At 40.1% G+C, this 18,789-nt stretch carries 22 protein-coding genes and 1 pseudogene; 20 read left to right on the forward strand and 3 right to left on the reverse strand.

All coding sequences use genetic code 11. The features are described 5' to 3' along the window. A pseudogene (locus HT691_RS09160) lies at positions 1–89 on the forward strand (thymidylate synthase); the annotation flags it as partial. Positions 90–302: 213 nt separating this feature from the next. Here HT691_RS09160 and HT691_RS09170 read toward each other — a convergent pair. Beyond that, complete coding sequence (locus tag HT691_RS09170) at positions 303–473, reverse strand: DUF3042 family protein (RefSeq protein WP_001051780.1); 171 nt, start codon at positions 471–473, stop codon at positions 303–305. 120 nt (positions 474–593) lie between these two features. Here HT691_RS09170 and miaA point away from each other — a divergent pair, with 120 nt between their 5' ends. From miaA to HT691_RS09195, 5 genes are read left to right on the forward strand one after another with little or no spacing between them, the layout of a single operon-like run. Then, positions 594–1,478 (forward strand): tRNA (adenosine(37)-N6)-dimethylallyltransferase MiaA, encoded by an 885-nt coding sequence (gene miaA / locus HT691_RS09175; protein WP_084573331.1) that lies wholly within the window; start codon positions 594–596, stop codon positions 1,476–1,478. Further along, complete coding sequence (gene hflX, locus HT691_RS09180) at positions 1,471–2,709, forward strand: GTPase HflX (RefSeq protein WP_172923287.1); 1,239 nt, start codon at positions 1,471–1,473, stop codon at positions 2,707–2,709. Before miaA ends, hflX begins: the two co-directional genes overlap by 8 nt. Beyond that, entirely contained in the window at positions 2,702–3,325 is a 624-nt protein-coding gene (locus tag HT691_RS09185) for a cystathionine beta-lyase (protein WP_172923288.1), read from the forward strand. The genes hflX and HT691_RS09185 overlap by 8 nt, the downstream gene beginning before the upstream one ends. A gap of 14 nt (positions 3,326–3,339) precedes the next feature. Then, positions 3,340–4,269, forward strand: a complete 930-nt coding sequence (gene rnz, locus HT691_RS09190; protein ID WP_172923289.1) for a ribonuclease Z — start codon at positions 3,340–3,342, stop codon at positions 4,267–4,269. Between the two features lie 20 nt (positions 4,270–4,289). Further along, positions 4,290–5,045, forward strand: a complete 756-nt coding sequence (locus HT691_RS09195) for an SDR family oxidoreductase (protein ID WP_172923290.1) — start codon at positions 4,290–4,292, stop codon at positions 5,043–5,045. A gap of 53 nt (positions 5,046–5,098) precedes the next feature. On the opposite strand, the gene HT691_RS09200 is transcribed toward HT691_RS09195, so the two are convergent. Next, positions 5,099–6,007 carry a LysR family transcriptional regulator gene (locus HT691_RS09200; protein ID WP_001222592.1) on the reverse strand — a complete coding sequence of 303 codons (909 nt, stop codon included), beginning with the start codon at positions 6,005–6,007 and terminating at the stop codon, positions 5,099–5,101. A 63-nt stretch (positions 6,008–6,070) separates the two neighbouring features. Here HT691_RS09200 and HT691_RS09205 point away from each other — a divergent pair, with 63 nt between their 5' ends. The 3 genes from HT691_RS09205 to HT691_RS09215 all read left to right on the forward strand — a co-directional run bounded on the left by HT691_RS09205 (position 6,071) and on the right by HT691_RS09215 (position 7,040). Beyond that, complete coding sequence (locus HT691_RS09205) at positions 6,071–6,340, forward strand: YqgQ family protein (RefSeq protein WP_171039330.1); 270 nt, start codon at positions 6,071–6,073, stop codon at positions 6,338–6,340. Continuing rightward, positions 6,340–6,720, forward strand: a complete 381-nt coding sequence (locus HT691_RS09210) for a rhodanese-like domain-containing protein (protein ID WP_000259256.1) — start codon at positions 6,340–6,342, stop codon at positions 6,718–6,720. Before HT691_RS09205 ends, HT691_RS09210 begins: the two co-directional genes overlap by 1 nt. Positions 6,721–6,806: 86 nt before the next feature. Further along, the gene (locus tag HT691_RS09215) at positions 6,807–7,040 is read left to right on the forward strand and encodes a hypothetical protein (protein ID WP_001088017.1); all 234 of its coding nucleotides are present in this window, start codon (positions 6,807–6,809) and stop codon (positions 7,038–7,040) included. A gap of 41 nt (positions 7,041–7,081) precedes the next feature. Here HT691_RS09215 and HT691_RS09220 read toward each other — a convergent pair whose 3' ends face one another. Then, on the reverse strand, positions 7,082–7,807 hold the full coding sequence (locus HT691_RS09220) for a pseudouridine synthase (protein WP_172923291.1): 726 nt from the start codon (positions 7,805–7,807) through the stop codon (positions 7,082–7,084). 159 nt (positions 7,808–7,966) lie between these two features. Between HT691_RS09220 and typA the strand changes: the two genes are divergently transcribed. The 11 genes from typA to HT691_RS09265 all read left to right on the forward strand — a co-directional run bounded on the left by typA (position 7,967) and on the right by HT691_RS09265 (position 18,636). Next, positions 7,967–9,808, forward strand: coding sequence for a translational GTPase TypA (gene typA / locus HT691_RS09225; RefSeq protein ID WP_000164111.1), 1,842 nt, complete (start codon positions 7,967–7,969; stop codon positions 9,806–9,808). 19 nt (positions 9,809–9,827) lie between these two features. Further along, positions 9,828–10,082: a DUF3165 family protein gene (locus tag HT691_RS09230; RefSeq protein ID WP_023932983.1), complete on the forward strand. Its 255-nt coding sequence runs from the start codon at positions 9,828–9,830 to the stop codon at positions 10,080–10,082. 390 nt (positions 10,083–10,472) lie between these two features. Continuing rightward, positions 10,473–10,772 (forward strand): lactococcin 972 family bacteriocin, encoded by a 300-nt coding sequence (locus HT691_RS09235; protein WP_054393023.1) that lies wholly within the window; start codon positions 10,473–10,475, stop codon positions 10,770–10,772. A 70-nt stretch (positions 10,773–10,842) separates the two neighbouring features. Next, positions 10,843–12,864, forward strand: a complete 2,022-nt coding sequence (locus tag HT691_RS09240; protein WP_172923292.1) for a bacteriocin-associated integral membrane family protein — start codon at positions 10,843–10,845, stop codon at positions 12,862–12,864. Between the two features lies 1 nt (position 12,865). Next, positions 12,866–13,507, forward strand: a complete 642-nt coding sequence (locus HT691_RS09245) for an ABC transporter ATP-binding protein (protein ID WP_000571290.1) — start codon at positions 12,866–12,868, stop codon at positions 13,505–13,507. A gap of 208 nt (positions 13,508–13,715) precedes the next feature. Continuing rightward, a complete protein-coding gene (murD, locus tag HT691_RS09250) occupies positions 13,716–15,068 on the forward strand; it encodes a UDP-N-acetylmuramoyl-L-alanine--D-glutamate ligase (protein ID WP_050259781.1) in 1,353 nt (450 codons plus the stop codon). 1 nt (position 15,069) lies between these two features. After that, a complete protein-coding gene (locus HT691_RS09255; protein WP_000724842.1) occupies positions 15,070–16,128 on the forward strand; it encodes a UDP-N-acetylglucosamine--N-acetylmuramyl-(pentapeptide) pyrophosphoryl-undecaprenol N-acetylglucosamine transferase in 1,059 nt (352 codons plus the stop codon). A 9-nt stretch (positions 16,129–16,137) separates the two neighbouring features. Further along, positions 16,138–17,358 (forward strand): cell division protein FtsQ/DivIB, encoded by a 1,221-nt coding sequence (locus HT691_RS09260; protein WP_023936384.1) that lies wholly within the window; start codon positions 16,138–16,140, stop codon positions 17,356–17,358. Positions 17,359–17,488: 130 nt separating this feature from the next. After that, entirely contained in the window at positions 17,489–17,620 is a 132-nt protein-coding gene (locus HT691_RS11555; RefSeq protein WP_007284949.1) for a hypothetical protein, read from the forward strand. Between the two features lie 12 nt (positions 17,621–17,632). Beyond that, complete coding sequence (locus tag HT691_RS11560; protein ID WP_023932987.1) at positions 17,633–17,755, forward strand: hypothetical protein; 123 nt, start codon at positions 17,633–17,635, stop codon at positions 17,753–17,755. A gap of 308 nt (positions 17,756–18,063) precedes the next feature. Beyond that, positions 18,064–18,636 carry a peptidase M50 gene (locus HT691_RS09265; protein ID WP_226372019.1) on the forward strand — a complete coding sequence of 191 codons (573 nt, stop codon included), beginning with the start codon at positions 18,064–18,066 and terminating at the stop codon, positions 18,634–18,636. The last annotated feature ends 153 nt before the right edge of the window (positions 18,637–18,789 follow it).

The raw sequence follows: 18,789 nt of genomic DNA on the forward strand, positions 1-18,789 counted from the left end.
CCAATTTCTTTGATATTAAAGCAGAGAATTTTGAGTTGGTAGATTATGACCCTGTTAAGCCGCAGTTGAAGTTTGACCTAGCCGTTTAATACTCTTAGAAAATCTCTTCAAACTACGTCAGCGTCGCTTCATCTACAACCTCAAAACCATGTTTTGAGCTGACTTCGTCAGTTCTATCCACAACCTCAAAGCAGTGCTTTGAGCAACCTGCGGCTAGCTTCCTAGTTTGCTCTTTGATTTTCATTGAGTATAAAAGAATAGAAAAAGAAGTTGAGACAATGAATCCCAACTTCTTTTGTTTCTTAACGTGATACGCGACGGCGAGCTGCTTTTTTACGGTTTTCTTCGATGAAAGCTGCTTTTTGCTCTTCTGGTTCGATTACTTTCTTTTTAAATGCGTATACTGCACCTGCAACGGCAGCAACAGTTCCTGCGACACCTGTTACAAGACCTTTAGCGAATCCTTTAGCCATGAGTCTTCCTCCTTTATCTTCTTAATCAGCCAGCCCCCTCAAGAGGTCACATTTTTCTGACTGACCTTTTTGTGTTATAATAATAGTAACGAAAAAATGGGAATTTTTCAAGGAAAAAAGATGAAAACAAAAATAATTGTGATTGTTGGACCGACTGCTGTTGGAAAAACAGCCCTTGCCATTGAAGTGGCCAAGCGTTTTAATGGCGAAGTGGTTAGTGGAGATAGCCAGCAAGTCTATCGAGAACTTGATATTGGGACGGCTAAGGCTAGTCCAGAAGAGCAGTCAGCTGTTCCCCATCATTTAATCGATGTTAGAGAGGTAACCGAGTCTTACTCGGCTTTTGATTTTGTTTCAGAAGCTAAGATGGCTATTGAGGATATTCACAGCCGTGGCAAGCTAGCCATTATAGCCGGTGGGACTGGGCTTTATATCCAGAGCTTGCTAGAAGGTTATCACCTGGGTGGGGAGACTCCCCATGAGGAGATTTTGGCCTATCGGGCTAGTTTGGAGCCCTATTCAGATGAGGAATTAGCTCATCTGGTGGCGCAAGCAGGTCTTGAGATTCCCCAGTTTAATCGTCGTCGTGCGATGCGTGCCTTGGAAATTGCTCATTTTGGTCAGGATTTGGAAAATCAAGAGAGTCTATATGAACCGCTGATTATCTGCTTGGATGATGAACGTAGTAAACTTTATGAGCGCATCAACCACCGAGTGGATTTGATGTTTGAGGCTGGGCTTTGGGATGAGGCCAAGTGGCTTTTTGACCATTACCCTAATGTGCAGGCGGCTAAAGGAATTGGCTATAAGGAACTCTTTCCATATTTCCGTGGAGAGCAGACCTTGGAGGAAGCCAGTGAGAGTCTCAAACAGGCGACCCGTCGTTTTGCCAAGCGTCAGTTAACCTGGTTCCGTAATCGCATGCAGGTGACCTTTTATCAGATTGGAGAAGCTGGTGTGCAAGACCGCATTTTAAACCAGATAGAGGAGTTTTTAGATGATTGAAACGGAGAAAAAAGAGGAGCGAGTTCTGCTGATTGGTGTGGAATTGCAGGGCATGGACAATTTTGACCTCTCCATGGAAGAATTGGCCAGTTTAGCGAAAACGGCTGGGGCAGTCGTAGTCGATAGCTACAGACAAAAACGTGAAAAGTATGATTCCAAGACCTTCGTCGGCTCTGGTAAGTTGGAAGAGATTGCACTTATGGTGGATGCAGAAGAAATCACCACTGTCATTGTCAACAACCGTCTGACCCCACGACAAAATGTCAATCTAGAAGAAGTTCTCGGTGTTAAGGTCATTGACCGTATGCAGTTGATTTTGGATATCTTTGCCATGCGGGCTCGAAGCCATGAAGGGAAGCTCCAAGTCCACCTAGCCCAGCTCAAGTATCTCTTGCCTCGTCTGGTTGGTCAGGGGATTATGCTCAGCCGTCAGGCAGGGGGAATTGGTTCCCGTGGACCTGGTGAAAGCCAGCTGGAGTTGAACCGTCGTAGCGTTCGCAATCAAATCACGGATATAGAGCGCCAGCTCAAGGTGGTTGAGAAAAATCGGGCGACTGTCAGAGAAAAACGTCTGGAGTCCAGCACCGTTAAGATTGGTTTGATTGGTTATACCAATGCTGGGAAGTCAACTATCATGAACACCTTGACCAGTAAGACTCAGTATGAGGCTGACGAGCTCTTTGCGACTCTGGATGCGACGACTAAGAGTATTCATCTAGGGGGCAATCTTCAAGTAACTTTGACAGATACCGTGGGCTTTATCCAAGATTTGCCGACAGAGTTGGTGTCCAGTTTTAAGTCGACCTTGGAAGAAAGCAAGCATGTGGACCTTCTGGTTCATGTTATCGATGCCAGCAATCCTTACCACGAAGAGCATGAAAAAACAGTCTTGTCTATCATGAAAGACTTGGATATGGAGGATATTCCTCGCCTGACTCTTTATAATAAAGCGGATTTGGTGGAGGATTTCACGCCGACTCAAACGCCTTATGCCCTCATTTCTGCCAAGTCTGAGGATAGTCGTGAAAATTTGCAGGCTTTGTTTTTAGAGAAAATCAAGGATATTTTTGAATCTTTTACCCTGCGCGTGCCTTTTTCAAAATCCTACAAGATTCATGATTTAGAAAGTGTTGCGATTCTGGAAGAACGCGATTATCAAGATGATGGCGAAGTGATTAGAGGCTACATTTCCGAGAAAAATAAATGGAGGTTAGAAGAATTTTATGACTGATATCAAAACATTAGCTCTAAAATATGGGGGCTATACTAGTCTGGACAAGGTCTATCTAGATCAACTTCTAGCTGGTAAAACAAATCAAGAGCAGTTGGCACTGATCACTCCTCCACCTAGCGTGGTCAATGCTTACTTTGCAGAACTCTACCAGAAAAAGAGTCCTGAGGCTGCGACGGATTATTTTGCGGAACTCAGTCAGGAACTGAATCTTTACAATACTGAGCCAAGTTTCACCCTAGAAAATAAGCCTTTTATTCGACTTAATCTGTCTGGTAAATCCTTTGGTTTTTGTTATGAGAGTGAGGATCTTGGTCGGATTTTCTCTGAAAATGAGGAGAAAATCTCGGATGACTTACTCTTTGAGATTGCGCAAATTTTCCCCCATCAGCTAGTCTTTGAGGAGTCTGGCAAGATTTACATGAAGGCTGTCGGAGATGAGGAAGTTGTTAGTGTAGAGAGTCTCACAGCTTTGACGGATTTGGAAAACTTGGCTGATGGTCGCAAACGTCTCAAAGGCTACAGCCAAGAGGATTTACTGCAAGAAGCTGCTGTTTTTTCTGGCAAGCGCTATTTCCGATCGGAAAACCGCACAGCCATGTTATATATTGATTAATTAGAAAGTATCGAATGGATATTCAATTTTTAGGAACGGGGGCTGGTCAGCCCTCTAAAGCCCGCAACGTTTCAAGTCTCGCCCTGAAACTCTTGGACGAGATTAACGAAGTTTGGCTATTTGACTGTGGAGAAGGAACGCAAAATCGTATTCTGGAAACCACAATTCGACCACGTAAGGTCAGCAAAATCTTTATTACTCACCTGCATGGAGACCACATTTTTGGCTTGCCAGGATTCCTTTCTAGCCGTGCTTTTCAAGCTAATGAAGAGCAGACAGATTTGGAAATCTATGGGCCGCAAGGGATCAAGTCATTTGTCTTAACCAGCCTTCGTGTGTCAGGTTCTCGCCTGCCTTACCGTATTCATTTTCATGAGTTTGACCAAGATTCTCTAGGTAAAATCCTTGAGACCGATAAATTCACGGTGTATGCAGAGGAGTTGGATCATACTATATTCTGTGTTGGCTATCGTGTCATTCAAAAGGACTTGGAAGGAACGCTAGATGCTGAAAAACTCAAGGCGGCAGGTGTCCCATTTGGCCCACTTTTTGGGAAAATCAAAAACGGTCAGGACGTTGTTTTGGAAGACGGAACTGAAATCAAGGCAGCTGACTATATCTCAGCTCCCCGTCCAGGTAAAATTATCACTATTTTAGGAGACACTAGAAAAACGGATGCCAGTGTGCGTCTGGCTGTCAATGCCGATGTCTTAGTCCACGAGTCGACTTATGGCAAGGGTGATGAAAAAATTGCCCGCAATCATGGTCACTCAACCAACATGCAGGCAGCGGAGGTCGCAGTAGAAGCAGGTGCCAAACGCCTCCTACTCAACCATATCAGTGCTCGTTTCCTTTCAAAAGATATTAGTCAGCTCAAGAAAGACGCTGCCAGCATTTTTGAAAATGTCCATGTGGTCAAAGACTTGGAAGAAGTGGAAATCTAAAAGATTGAGAAAGGATAAGTATGCGTACTATTCTCATTACTGGCGCTAGTGGTGGTCTAGCTCAAGAAATGGTCAAACTTTTACCAGAAGACCAGCTCATCTTGCTTGGTAGAAATAAGGAAAAATTAGCCCAACTCTACGGAAACCATCCCCATGCAGAATTGATTGAAATCGATATTACCGATGATTCAGCCTTAGAAACTCTGGTAGCAGACCTCTATCTCCGTTATGGCAAGATTGATGTCTTGATAAACAACGCTGGTTACGGGATTTTTGAGGAATTTGACCAGATTTCTGATAAAGACATTCACCAGATGTTTGAGGTCAATACCTTTGCCCTGATGAATCTATCTCGACGCCTTGCGGCTCGTATGAAAGAGAGTCGAAAAGGCCATATCATCAATATTGTTAGCATGGCAGGTTTGATTGCTACTGGCAAGTCCAGTCTCTACTCAGCGACCAAGTTTGCGGCTATTGGTTTTTCAAATGCTCTGCGCCTCGAACTCATGCCCTATGGAGTCTATGTGACGACAGTCAATCCAGGACCAATCCGCACAGGATTTTTTGACCAAGCCGACCCAGATGGCACCTATCTCAAGTCGGTTGAACGCTTCCTGCTAGAACCAGATGCAGTGGCTAAAAAGATTGTCAAGATTATAGGGAAAAACAAACGGGAACTCAATCTCCCAGTTTTGTTGAACCTAGCCCATAAGTTTTATACTCTCTTTCCTAAGCTAGCTGATAAGCTGGCAGGGGAAACTTTTAATTATAAGTAAAAAGAACCAATATGCAGGTTGTTGCTAGCCTACATATTGGTTCTTATCATTTCTCAACTATCAAACTGGACTTCTTCTAGGAGATAGTCGATAAAGCGTTCGCCCATCTTAGATAGGCTGGTTTTTTCATGCTGGATATAGACCAGCTCGATAGGGTCATCAATATCCAGTGGGATAGAAACGATATTGTCTCCGTTGAGGTTGCTGTTCAAAATCCCTGTTGCGATCGTGTATCCGTCCAGACCAATCAAGAGATTAAAGAGGGTGGCACGGTCACTAACCACGATGGATTTCTTGTGGTGCTCTTGGGAAAGAATTTCTTCTGAGAAGTAGAAGGAATTGTGCGTCCCTTGGTCATAGCTCAGATAAGGGAAATTCTCCAAATCAGACAGTTTGACCTTGTCTTTCTTTGCCAGAGGATTGGTCTTGCTGACAAAGATATGCGGTTGCGCGGTAAAAAGATGGTGAGCCAGAAGGTGATTGTCATCCAGCATTTTTGTTAAAACATCACGGTTGTAGCTGTTCAAAAAGAGGACCCCGACCTCACTACGGAAGTTCTTGACGTCGTCGATAATTTCCCAAGTACGAGTTTCACGAAGGAAGAGCTCGTATTTCTCCATATCGCTTTTCTTGAGCAAAGAGACAAAGGCATTGACCACAAAGGCATAGTGTTGAGATGAAACGCTAAAGAGTTCGCGGTGGGCGACAGGATTTTTATAGCGTTCCTCCAGAAGCTGGGTCTGCTCGACAACTTGACGGGCATAAGAGAGGAACTCCATCCCATCACGGGTCAAGGTGATGCCCTTGGGATTGCGGATAAAGATTTCAATGCCCATTTCATTTTCCAAATCTCTTACGGCATTGGAAAGACTTGGTTGAGTGATAAAGAGTTGCTTGGCTGCTTCATTCATGGAGCCAGTTTCGACGATTTTGATAATATAGTGTAATTGTTGAATTCTCATGTTTTTATTGTACCACACTTGCGTCAGAATCGCCAAAGATGATAGGGAAATCAGGGGGATTGTGTGAGTCTATTCTTGAAAAAAACACAAAATTTTGCTAGAATGAGTCTTATGAAAACATTCTATGATGTGCAGCAATTCCTTAAACGATTTGGCATTATTGTTTACATGGGAAAACGCTTATATGATATTGAACTGATGAAGTTGGAACTCTCTCGGATTTACGATGCAGGGTTGATGGACAAACTGGATTATCTGGAAGCGGAAGCGGTTCTTCGCAGAGAGCACAAGCTAGAATTGGATTATATTGAGAAAAATGGAGAAAAGAACTAATGGTTACTTGGATTTTGTGGGCACTTATACTGGCAATGTTGGCATGGATGGGCTTTAACTATCTTCGTATTCGCCGTGCAGCTAAAATTGTGGACAATGAGGAGTTTGAAGCCTTGATTCGTACGGGTCAATTGATTGATTTGCGCGACCCAGCAGAATTCCACAGAAAACATATCCTTGGAGCCCGCAATATTCCTTCAAGTCAGTTGAAAACTAGTCTTGCAGCCCTTCGTAAAGACAAACCTGTCCTTCTTTACGAAAACCAACGTGCGCAACGTGTCACAAATGCAGCCCTTTACTTGAAAAAACAAGGTTTTTCTGAGATTTATATCCTTTCTTATGGTTTGGATTCTTGGAAAGGGAAAGTGAAGACTAGCTAACATTCTGTAAAAATCTGTCGAATGATAGATAAAGCTAGCATTTTATGGTATCATCATTTATATTAATTTTAAGGAGATTTTATAATATGAATTCACAAGAAAAGAAAAAACCTTCACTTATTTTAGGTATCTTATCTATCGTCCTTGGTTTGCTTTCTCCAATAGTGAGTCTGATTTTGGGGATCATAGGATTGGTTTTGGCTTTTTCATACCAAAAAGAATCTGGACTGGACTATAAAACAGAAAAAATTCTCAACATCGTAGGACTTGTAGTTTCTGTTCTTAACTGGATTCTAACAATCGCAGTAGTTTTTAGATAAGCAAAAAACAAAAAAGCTTTAAATTTAAAGCTTTTTTTATTTTATCGACTCATCTCTAAATAGTTTTTAATGATTTGTAACTCTTTTTGGTTCAAAGGGAGGTAGTTACCTTCTGCTAAATCTGGGTTCAATGTAAAGTCCCCAAATTGGATTCTCTTGAGGCTAGTCACCTTAACACCAACCGAGAGAAACATTTTCTTGATTTGATGAAATTTTCCTTCTGAAATGGTGATGGAGGCTCGACTGAGGGAAGGACTTGCTGATAGAATCTCTAGGCTTGCAGGTTTACAGATAGTACCATCTAAAAAGACAATTCCTTTTTGAAAGGCTTGGATATGGTCAGGTGTTAGAAGTCCATTAACCTCAACTTGATAAGTCTTATCGACATGATATTGGGGATGGAGGAGTTGGAAGCCCAAGGGACCGTTATCGGTCAAGAGAAGGAGTCCTGTCGTATCTCGGTCCAGTCGGCCGACGGCATAGAGCTTGTCAGACTGGATGTCAGGCGGAAGGAGGTCCATGACGATTGGAAGTTTCTTGTCTTTGTTGGCTGTAACGACACCAGCAGGCTTATGAAGCATAAGATAGGTGTGCTCATAGCCTTGAATGATTTGGTCCTGAAAAAGGAGTTCTTGTAGTCCTGTATCGATATTTTGGGCTAGGGAGTGGGCTGGGCAACCATCGACGAGAATTTCCCCTTTGAGGAGTGCTTGCTTCATGGCCTTTCGGCTAACTTTTTCTTGGGCTAATAAATTATCTAAACGCATACTGTGCCTATCTTATCATAAGTCGCTTGCTTTGAAAAGGCTTGACGTGAAAAGAAAAGCGGAGTGAAAACATTTACACTTGCTTGAGTTATGTTATTTACTTGAAATTATGGTATAATCGTTCAGTTAGAAAATAAATTTTGAATATTAGAGGAAATCATGACAAAATTAAGAGAAGATATCCGTAACATTGCGATTATCGCCCACGTTGACCACGGTAAAACAACCCTCGTTGACGAATTATTGAAACAATCAGAAACGCTTGATGCACGTACTGAATTGGCTGAGCGTGCTATGGACTCAAACGATATCGAAAAAGAGCGTGGAATTACCATCCTTGCTAAAAATACGGCTGTTGCTTACAACGGAACTCGTATCAACATCATGGACACACCAGGACACGCGGACTTCGGTGGAGAAGTTGAGCGTATCATGAAAATGGTTGACGGTGTTGTCTTGGTCGTAGATGCCTACGAAGGAACCATGCCACAAACTCGTTTCGTATTGAAAAAAGCTTTGGAACAAGACCTTGTCCCAATCGTGGTTGTCAATAAAATCGATAAACCATCAGCTCGTCCAGCAGAAGTAGTGGACGAAGTCTTGGAACTGTTCATCGAGCTTGGTGCAGATGACGACCAGCTTGACTTCCCAGTGGTCTATGCTTCAGCGATCAACGGAACTTCTTCATTGTCAGATGATCCAGCTGACCAAGAAGCGACTATGGCACCAATCTTTGACACGATTATCGACCATATCCCAGCTCCAGTAGATAACTCAGATGAGCCTTTGCAGTTCCAAGTGTCACTTTTGGACTACAATGACTTCGTTGGACGTATCGGTATCGGTCGTGTCTTCCGTGGTACAGTTAAGGTTGGGGACCAAGTTACCCTTTCTAAACTTGACGGCACAACTAAAAACTTCCGTGTTACAAAACTCTTCGGTTTCTTTGGTTTGGAACGTCGTGAAATCCAAGAAGCAAAAGCAGGTGACTTGATTGCCGTTTCAGGTATGGAAGACATCTTTGTCGGTGAAACCATTACTCCTACAGACGCAGTTGAAGCTCTTCCAATTCTACACATCGATGAGCCAACTCTTCAAATGACTTTCTTGGTCAACAACTCACCATTTGCTGGTAAAGAAGGTAAATGGGTAACTTCTCGTAAGGTGGAAGAACGCTTGCAGGCAGAATTGCAAACAGACGTTTCCCTTCGTGTTGACCCAACTGATTCACCAGATAAATGGACTGTTTCAGGACGTGGAGAATTGCACTTGTCAATCCTTATCGAAACAATGCGTCGTGAGGGATATGAACTTCAAGTATCTCGTCCAGAAGTTATCGTAAAAGAAATCGACGGTGTTAAATGTGAGCCATTTGAGCGTGTACAAATCGACACTCCAGAAGAATACCAAGGATCTGTTATCCAAAGCCTTTCTGAACGTAAGGGTGAAATGTTGGATATGATTTCAACTGGTAATGGTCAAACTCGTTTGGTCTTCCTTGTTCCAGCGCGTGGTTTGATTGGATACTCAACTGAGTTCTTGTCAATGACTCGTGGTTACGGTATCATGAACCATACCTTTGACCAATACTTGCCATTGATTCCAGGTGAAATTGGTGGTCGTCACCGTGGTGCCCTTGTTTCTATCGATGCTGGTAAGGCTACAACTTACTCTATCATGTCTATCGAAGAACGCGGTACTATCTTTGTCAACCCAGGTACTGAAGTTTACGAAGGAATGATCATCGGTGAAAACTCTCGTGAAAACGACTTGACAGTTAACATCACTAAGGCGAAGCAAATGACCAACGTTCGTTCAGCTACTAAGGACCAAACAGCTGTTATCAAGACTCCTCGTATCTTGACACTTGAAGAGTCTCTTGAGTTCTTGAACGACGATGAGTACATGGAAGTAACGCCTGAGTCTATCCGTTTGCGTAAACAAATCCTTAACAAGGCAGAGCGTGAGAAAGCTAACAAGAAGAAAAAATCAGCTGAATAAGAGCTAGAAAGAGAGAAAGATGGTCTATTTAGTCCTAGGGATTTTACTGCTCCTACTCTATGTATTTGCGACACCAGAAAGTATTAAAGGGACAGTCAATATCGTCGCTATGGTATGTATTTTAGTGGCACTTTTGGTTTTGTTGGCTCTATCTTTTCTGAAAATTTTTCAATTACCAACAGAAATGTTCCTAGCAATAGCCATGTTAATCCTAGCTTACTTTAGTGTGAGAGACATCACACTCATGCCAGTCAAAAAAAGTAAAAGAAGATAAAAAAGAGAGTTTTGGCTCTCTTTTTTGGTAGGAATTTTACAATAGTTTGAATTGTTTTTTTACTATAACATCATCTCTTTTGCTTGGATAATATGAATGGGAAAAACTTGAATAAAATTTGTCAATGACATCTATTTTATATTTGGTTAGTACTGGTTGCATATTATTTTGAAATAAAACTACTATATAATATTATTCATATAGGTAACATAAAAACATTATTCATATAGGTGATATAGTAAAATATCTAAAAAATTCGATTTTTTCCTTGACAACAAATAATAAAAATGCTATTCTTATTATATAAGAAATCGGTTTCAAAAAAGAGAGAATAGGATTTATTTTGTTGCATTGTTGCTCAGGGTGTGCTTTTTTGAAAGGAAAAATAAAATGAAAACGAAAAAACATAGATTACTTGCTCTAGCTCTTATTTCAAGTTTTACATTATTGGAAGCTGCATCAGCTGCTGTACAATATCCAGATGGAGGAGTATGGACGTATGGAGAAGGTTCAGGAGGTGGTTGGGCTTTTTCAAATTACTATCATGGTAAAAAATATCATTATTCTTCTCTTGTAAGTAAATGGGATAGTCATTCAGATAAAGGATCAGCACCTGCAGGGAAAACTTCAGAGGCTTGGATTTGGACTAAATTTGGGGAACAAGTAGCATTTTACTATGACTATGACTAATATTTAGTTTTCTTAGATAATTCCCCTTGTAAGAAATTACAAGGGGAATTTTGTTTACAAGGAGTCTACTATGAAGAAACTATTCATATTACTATCAACTTTTTTTCTCAGCTTCTTCCTTGCTTGGATTATTGTCTTACGTGCGCCACAATATTTATATGCAAGCTATGATTCCGTTTCTTTACTTCGTGTCAAAAAAGATACTCAGGAACCGACGCGTGAGGTATTTGAACAGGAATTGGAGAATTTTGCAAACTCAGAACAGAGTTTAATAGCTAGAAGAATTGTAGAGCCGAGTAAGGATGGGACGACTCACTTTACTTATGCAACTTATGGTCAGGGAACTTTACCAAAAGAATTCCAAGAAGCTAGCCAAGAAAGTCGTGAACGTAGTGATCCGCTAAATAGTTATCTCCTTTTGTCAGGCTCCTTGACGAAAGAAAAGCTTGCCGATAAATTAGGAGATTTGGGTTATAAAGCAATTGCTGACCGAAAGATACCGCCCTATTCTCTTGCTTTTCGAATATTACTAAATCCCCTTATTTTAATTAGTTTAGCAATATTTGGCTTATCTTTCTTTGCTTTAGTGATTATCACTCGGATTAAGGAAATGAGAGCTGCAGGTATAAAACTCTTTTCTGGTCAGACTCTCTTATCCATCATGGGGCATTCTTTATCGACTGATATCAAGTGGCTCCTTCTATCAGCCCTCCTTTCCTTCCTAGGTGGGGGAGTCCTTCTTTTTAGTCAAGGTTTGTTTTATCCTATCTTGTTAGCCACCTATGGTTTTGGGATTAGTTTCTATCTGTTGTTTTTATTGGCGATTTCAATTTTACTAATGCTCCTTTATCTAATGAGTTTGAATTACAAAGCATTAGTTCCCGTTATTAAGGGGAGATTACCCCTTAAACGCCTGATGATTTTAACTCTATTGTGTCAGTTGGTTGCTGTTTTTACAGTGGGCTACGCTGTTAAGACAGGCTTGACGTCTTACCAACGATTGAAAGAACTTGAAATTTCAAAACAAGCATGGCAAGACAGAGCAGACTATTATCAAATTTCTTTTGGCTTAGGTGATAGAGGAAAAGATACAGAAAATCAGAGCAAGTGGTATGCCTTTGCCAAGGAAGCAATCGAAGAAGAACAGGCTCTATTTGTAAAAGATAATCTCATTCATTTTGCAAATCCTCAAGGAAAAAATGAACAGCGAGAGACACTGGATACCTATAGTCCAGATGCTAATACGCTCTATGTCAGCCCAAGTTATTTGGACAAGGAAAAGGTCGTGGTAGATGCTGAGACCAAACAGAAGTTAGTCCATCTTCAAAAAGGAGAATTTGGACTCTTATTACCAGAATCTCTTCGTTCACAGGAAGCAGAACTTAAGAAAGCTTTTGAAGAAAGTTTGAACTATTACGGGCAATCAAGTGAGGAGGCAAGTGCTCCTTTAGAGTATGAAATGAGAGCGATTATTAGCTATCTTCCAACTGGAGAAAAGCGATTTGTTTATAATAACGGTGAAAGCCCAGTATCCATTCAGTACTTAACCGATCCGATTTTAGTTGTATTTACTCCAACATCTACAGGTGATAGTTTCATTTCAAAATATGTTTGGTCTATCAATGCTGGAAAACAACTTTTTATCAAAGGATATGAGAGTGGGCTAGAACTCTTGAAGAAAGCTGGAATTTATGAGCAAGTATCTTATCTTAAAGAAGGAAGAAGTGTTTATCTAACTCGTTATAATGAAGTTCAAACTGAAACAGCAACTTTAATCCTAGGAGCTATTGTTGGAATAGCTAGTTCCTTGTTACTCTTTTATTCTGTCAATCTTCTATATTTCGAGCAATTCCGCCGAGATATTCTGATTAAACGAATTTCAGGTTTACGATTTTTTGAAACACATGCTCAGTATATGGTTAGTCAATTTGCCAGTTTTGTATTTGGTGCTAGTCTCTTTATTTTAAGCAGTCGAGACTTGGTGATTGGCTTGCTCACTTTATTCGTCTTTCTAGCTAGTGCAGTTTTGACGCTTTACCGTCAAGCGCAGAAAGAATCTCGTGTTTCTATGACAATTATGAAAGGAAAATAGGATGATTGAACTAAAGAATATATCTAAAAAATTTGGAAGCCGTCAGCTATTTTCAGATACCAATCTTCATTTTGAAGGTGGGAAAATTTATGCCTTAATCGGTACAAGTGGCTGTGGTAAGACAACACTCTTGAATATGATTGGACGATTAGAGCCGTATGACAAAGGGCAAATTATCTATGATGGCACCTCTCTTAAGGACATCAGGCCTTCTGTTTTCTTTAGAGATTACTTAGGATACCTATTTCAAGATTTTGGCTTAATTGAAAGCCAAACCGTCAAAGAGAATCTCAATCTGGGTTTAGTTGGTAAAAAGTTGAAGGAAAAAGAGAAAATCTCTTTGATGAAACAAGCTCTAAACCGTGTAAACCTCTCTTATTTGGATTTAAAGCAACCTATCTTTGAATTATCAGGAGGAGAAGCACAACGTGTTGCATTAGCGAAGATAATTTTAAAGGATCCACCTTTGATTCTCGCAGATGAACCAACTGCTTCACTAGACCCCAAAAACTCTGAGGAATTACTTTCTATCCTAGAATCTTTAAAAAATCCGAATCGGACCATTATTATTGCGACCCACAATCCTCTGATTTGGGAGCAAGTGGACCAAGTCATTCGAGTTACCGATTTATCACATAGATGATATGGTAAGATTCATACTCAATGAAAATCAAAAAGCAAACTAGGAAGCTAGCCGCAGGCTGTACTTGAGTACGGCAAGGCGAAGCTGACGTGGTTTGAAGAGATTTTCGAAGAGTATCAGTTAGAAGAAAGAGTCACAAACACACTTTGTGGCTTTTTTATTTCCATAAAAATGGTAAAATAGTAGGAGTAGAAATGGAGTTCGAGACATGAAAGTAATAGATCAATTTAAAAATAAGAAAGTCCTTGTTTTAGGTTTAGCCAAGTCTGGTGAATCTGCAGCTCGTTTGTTGGACAAGCTAGGTGCTATTGTAACGGTAAATGATGGGAAGCCTTTCGAGGACAATCCAGCTGCCCAAAGTTTGCTGGAAGAAGGGATCAAGGTTATCACAGGTGGTCATCCTTTGGAACTTTTGGATGAAGAGTTTGCCCTCATGGTGAAAAATCCAGGCATCCCATACAGTAATCCCATGATTGAAAAGGCTTTGGCAAAGGGAATTCCAGTCTTGACTGAGGTGGAATTGGCTTACTTGATTTCAGAAGCGCCCATTATCGGTATCACAGGTTCAAATGGAAAAACAACCACAACGACCATGATTGGGGAAGTTTTGACTGCTGCTGGGCAACATAGTCTTTTATCAGGAAATATCGGCTATCCAGCCAGTCAAGTGGCTCAAACTGCGACAGATAAGGACACGCTTGTCATGGAACTTTCTTCTTTCCAACTCATGGGCGTTCAAGAATTCCATACTGAGATTGCGGTTATTACCAACCTCATGCCAACTCATATCGACTATCATGGGTCATTTGAGGAATATGTAGCAGCCAAGTGGAATATCCAGAACAAGATGACAGCAGCTGATTTCCTTGTCTTGAACTTTAACCAAGACTTGGCAAAAGAGTTGGCTACCAAAACACAGGCTACTGTTGTTCCATTCTCAACACAGGAAAAGGTTGATGGAGCTTATCTGGAAGATGGTCAACTCTACTTCCGTGGTGAAGTAGTCATGGCAGCGAGTGAAATCGGGGTTCCAGGTAGCCACAATGTAGAAAACGCCCTTGCGACGATTGCTGTAGCCAAGCTTCGTGATGTGGACAATCAAACCATCAAGGAAACTCTTTCAGCCTTTGGTGGTGTCAAACACCGTCTCCAATTTGTGGATGACATCAAGGGTGTCAAATTCTATAATGATAGCAAGTCAACCAATATCTTGGCAACTCAAAAAGCCTTGTCAGGATTTGACAATAGCAAGGTCATTTTGATTGCAGGTGGTTTGGACCGTGGTAATGAGTTTGACGAATTGGTTCCAGACATTACTGGACTCAAGAAGATGGTCATCCTTGGTCAGTCTGCTGAACGTGTCAAACGGGCAGCGGATAAGGCTGGTGTGGCTTATGTGGATGCGACTGATATTGCAGATGCGACCCGCAAGGCTTACGAGTTTGCGACTCAAGGAGACGTGGTTCTTCTCAGTCCTGCCAATGCCAGCTGGGATATGTATGCTAACTTTGAAGTACGTGGCGACCTCTTTATCGACACAGTAGCGGAGTTAAAGGAATAATATGAAAAAAATTGTCTTTACAGGTGGGGGGACGGTTGGACACGTGACTCTCAATCTTTTGTTAATGCCCAAGTTCATCGAAGATGGATGGGAAGTTCACTATATCGGAGATAAACGTGGTATCGAACACCAAGAAATCCTCAAGTCAGGTTTGGATGTCACCTTCCATTCCATTACGACTGGAAAATTGCGTCGCTATTTCTCTTGGCAAAATATGCTGGACGTCTTCAAAGTTGGTTGGGGAATTGTCCAATCGCTCTTTATCATGTTACGACTTCGTCCACAGGCCCTTTTTTCAAAGGGAGGCTTTGTCTCAGTACCGCCTGTTATTGCAGCACGTGTGTCAGGAGTGCCTGTCTTTATTCACGAATCTGACCTGTCTATGGGCTTGGCCAATAAAATCGCCTATAAATTTGCGACGAAAATGTATTCAACTTTTGAACAGGCTTCAAGTTTAGCTAAGGTCGAGCATGTGGGAGCAGTGACCAAGGTTTCGGACAAAAACACTCCAGAACCAGATGAATTGGTGGATATTCAAACCCACTTTAATCCTAAATTGCCAACTGTATTGTTTGTCGGTGGTTCTGCAGGCGCTCGTGTCTTTAACCAATTGGTGACAGACCATAAGAAAGAACTGACAGAGCGCTACAATATTATCAATTTAACTGGAGATTCTAGCCTGAATGAGTTGAGCCAAAATCTTTTTCGTGTTGACTATGTGACCAATCTCTATCAACCCTTGATGGAATTGGCTGATATTGTTGTGACACGAGGTGGTGCCAATACGATTTTTGAGCTCTTGGCCATGGCAAAATTGCATGTTATTGTGCCACTTGGTCGTGAAGCTAGTCGTGGCGACCAGATTGAAAATGCAGCTTACTTTGTAAAAAAAGGCTATGCAGAAGAGCTTCAAGAAAGCGATTTGACCTTGGATAGTTTGGAAGAGAAGCTTGCTCACTTACTAAGTCACAAGGAAGACTACCAGGCTAACATGAAGGCTTCTAAGGAATTGAAATCTCTAGCAGATTTTTATCAATTGTTGAAAAAAGATTTATCATAAGGAAAGTAAATGTCAAAAGATAAGAAAAATGAGGGCAAAGAAATCCTCGAAGAATTGAAAGAGTTATCAGAATGGCAGAAACGAAACCAAGAATATCTAAAAAAGAAGGCTGAGGAAGAGGCAGCCCTAGCTGAGGAGAAAGAAAAGGAAAGACAAGCTCGAATGGCTTCAAAATCTGAAGATTCAGATGCAACCGAGGACCAAGAGAGTGAATCTGATTCAAAAGACCCAAAATCAGCTAAGGATGATACCGAAGAAAAAGTAGAAGAGTCAGAATACGTCAAAAAAGAAGTATCCAAAGAAGAATCAAAGTCCAAAGAGCCAAAGAAAGAGGATAAAAAGGCAGATAAAAAGCCTGTAAAGGAAAAACCGGTCAAACCGAAAATTCCAGGAATCCATATCTTACGAGCCTTAACGATTTTATTTCCATGTCTGCTTTTATTGATTGTCTCCGCCTACTTACTCAGTCCTTATGCGACCATGAAGGATATTCGTGTCGAGGGAACGGTGCACACTACGTCTGATGATATTCGACAGGCTTCAGGTATTCAGGATTCGGATTATACGATTAACCTTCTGCTAGACAAGGAAAAATATGAAAAGCAGATTAAGTCTAACTATTGGGTTGAATCAGCTCAACTTGTTTATCAATTTCCAACCAAGTTCACTATCAAGGTCAAGGAATATGATATTGTGGCCTACTATATTTCTGGTGAAAACCATTATCCTATTCTTTCCAGTGGTCAGCTTGAGACCAGTGCTGTGAGTTTGGTCAGTCTACCAGAAACTTATATATCAGTTCTCTTTAATGATAGTGAAAAAATCAAGGCTTTTGTCTCAGAACTTTCTCAAATTAGCCCAGAACTCAAGGCGGCTATCCAAAAGGTGGAACTAGCTCCCAGCAAGGTCACTTCCGATTTAATTCGATTGACCATGAATGATTCGGACGAAGTCTTGGTTCCTCTATCTGAAATGAGTAAGAAACTGCCTTATTACAGTAAGATTAAGCCTCAATTGTCAGAACCAAGTGTGGTCGATATGGAAGCTGGAATCTACAGCTACACTGTAGCGGATAAATTGATTATGGAAGCAGAAGAAAAAGCCAAAAAAGAGGCCGAAGAAGCTGAGAAAAGGCAGGAAGAAGAACGTAAACGTTTAGAAGAAGAACAGAAAAAACAAGAGGAAGAGAGCAATCGAAACCAAACGACCCAGCGCTCATCGCGTCGCTAGGTTTTACTTTTTTCTCATAGTACTTTAGTGACTAGTTTTTACGTTTAATATTTGACATCTGTTTTTCTTTATGTTACATTATGCAGTGTAATCGATTGCAAAATAATTTTTTATGAAGAAGGTAACACATATGTCAGATGAAGTATTCTTATTTGAAGAAATTGAAGAAATCGTAGCCTCTACAGATGGTGAATTTTGGGGGAGTTTTACTTGGAACTGGGGTAGTTCTCTTAATTGGAGTAGCCTATTGTTAAAAAGATAGGGAGTGATAATCATGCAAGATAACTTTTTATTTGAGGAAATTGAAAAAATTTCAGTACCAGTTAGTGATTTTTCAGCTGGACTTGCAATAGGTATCGGATTTGGTTTAGCAATCCTTGCTCTTACTGGTTGTTGAAGTTTGTTCATTTACTAACATTAAGCTTTTTCAATTTCATTTTAGACAGTCATTTGAATTTTCCGTATTAGTCTTGCAGCAAGAGATTAATAGAATTAGTTATTATTTTATTGATTGCGGACTGAGGGACAGTATCATCTATATATACCATCCAGTAAGAAACATGTATTAGTTGGGAAACAGGAAAAAAATGGTTAGAGCAACTAATAGGTCAAGAATTTACCATATCGGACTTATTAGTGTTAGTAGGGAAGAAATATTATTTAAGATTTTATATTGTTCTTAGTAAAATGGGACTTATAGATTCTATGAAATCACGAAAAAAGATAAATATTTTTAAAATATCTTGGGACTTTAATATAACATTGGACTTTAATATAACATTATCTGAAAAATTAAACTATAAAAGATTTAATAAGAATTTTGAAAAAATCCTATTTGGTATTTTCCCATTGGCTCTTATTTTGCAATGTTTTATTATGTATATTTATAGGGCGGATATTTTGACTAATTTCCAAAACTTTCCAATAACGCTAAACATTCTTTTATTTTGGTTGCTTGTTGTTATTATATCTGCAACGATACATGAATTTAGTCATGCAATAATTGCTAATAATTATCAAATTGAGATCCCAAATTGTGGAATAATGCTACTTTTGTTTAATTTGGCTTTTTTTGTAGATTTAAGTGGGGTGCAATTCTTAAAAAATAAAAAACAATTTTTGAAAATTATGTTAGCAGGAATTGCTTCAAATTCGATTTTATCACTTACAGGTTTACTTGTTTTATTGTTCACATCGTATAAATTGCTTGGACTCTTATTTTTTATCATTAACTTAGGTATGATTTTTATTAATTCAATTCCTTTTTTTTCAGTATGATAGTGGTATTATTTTAAGATACTTGAATTCTAACAATAATAACTTGAATTTTCAATATATAGTTCAACTTTTAATAGCATTTGTTATTATTTATTTCCCTTTGAGTCAACTATTACAGTTTTTGACACCTAATATTATTGTTCGTAGTATAGG

It is taken from the genome of Streptococcus sp. 477, assembly GCF_013277295.1.
Classification (GTDB): Bacteria; Bacillota; Bacilli; order Lactobacillales; family Streptococcaceae; genus Streptococcus; species Streptococcus pseudopneumoniae.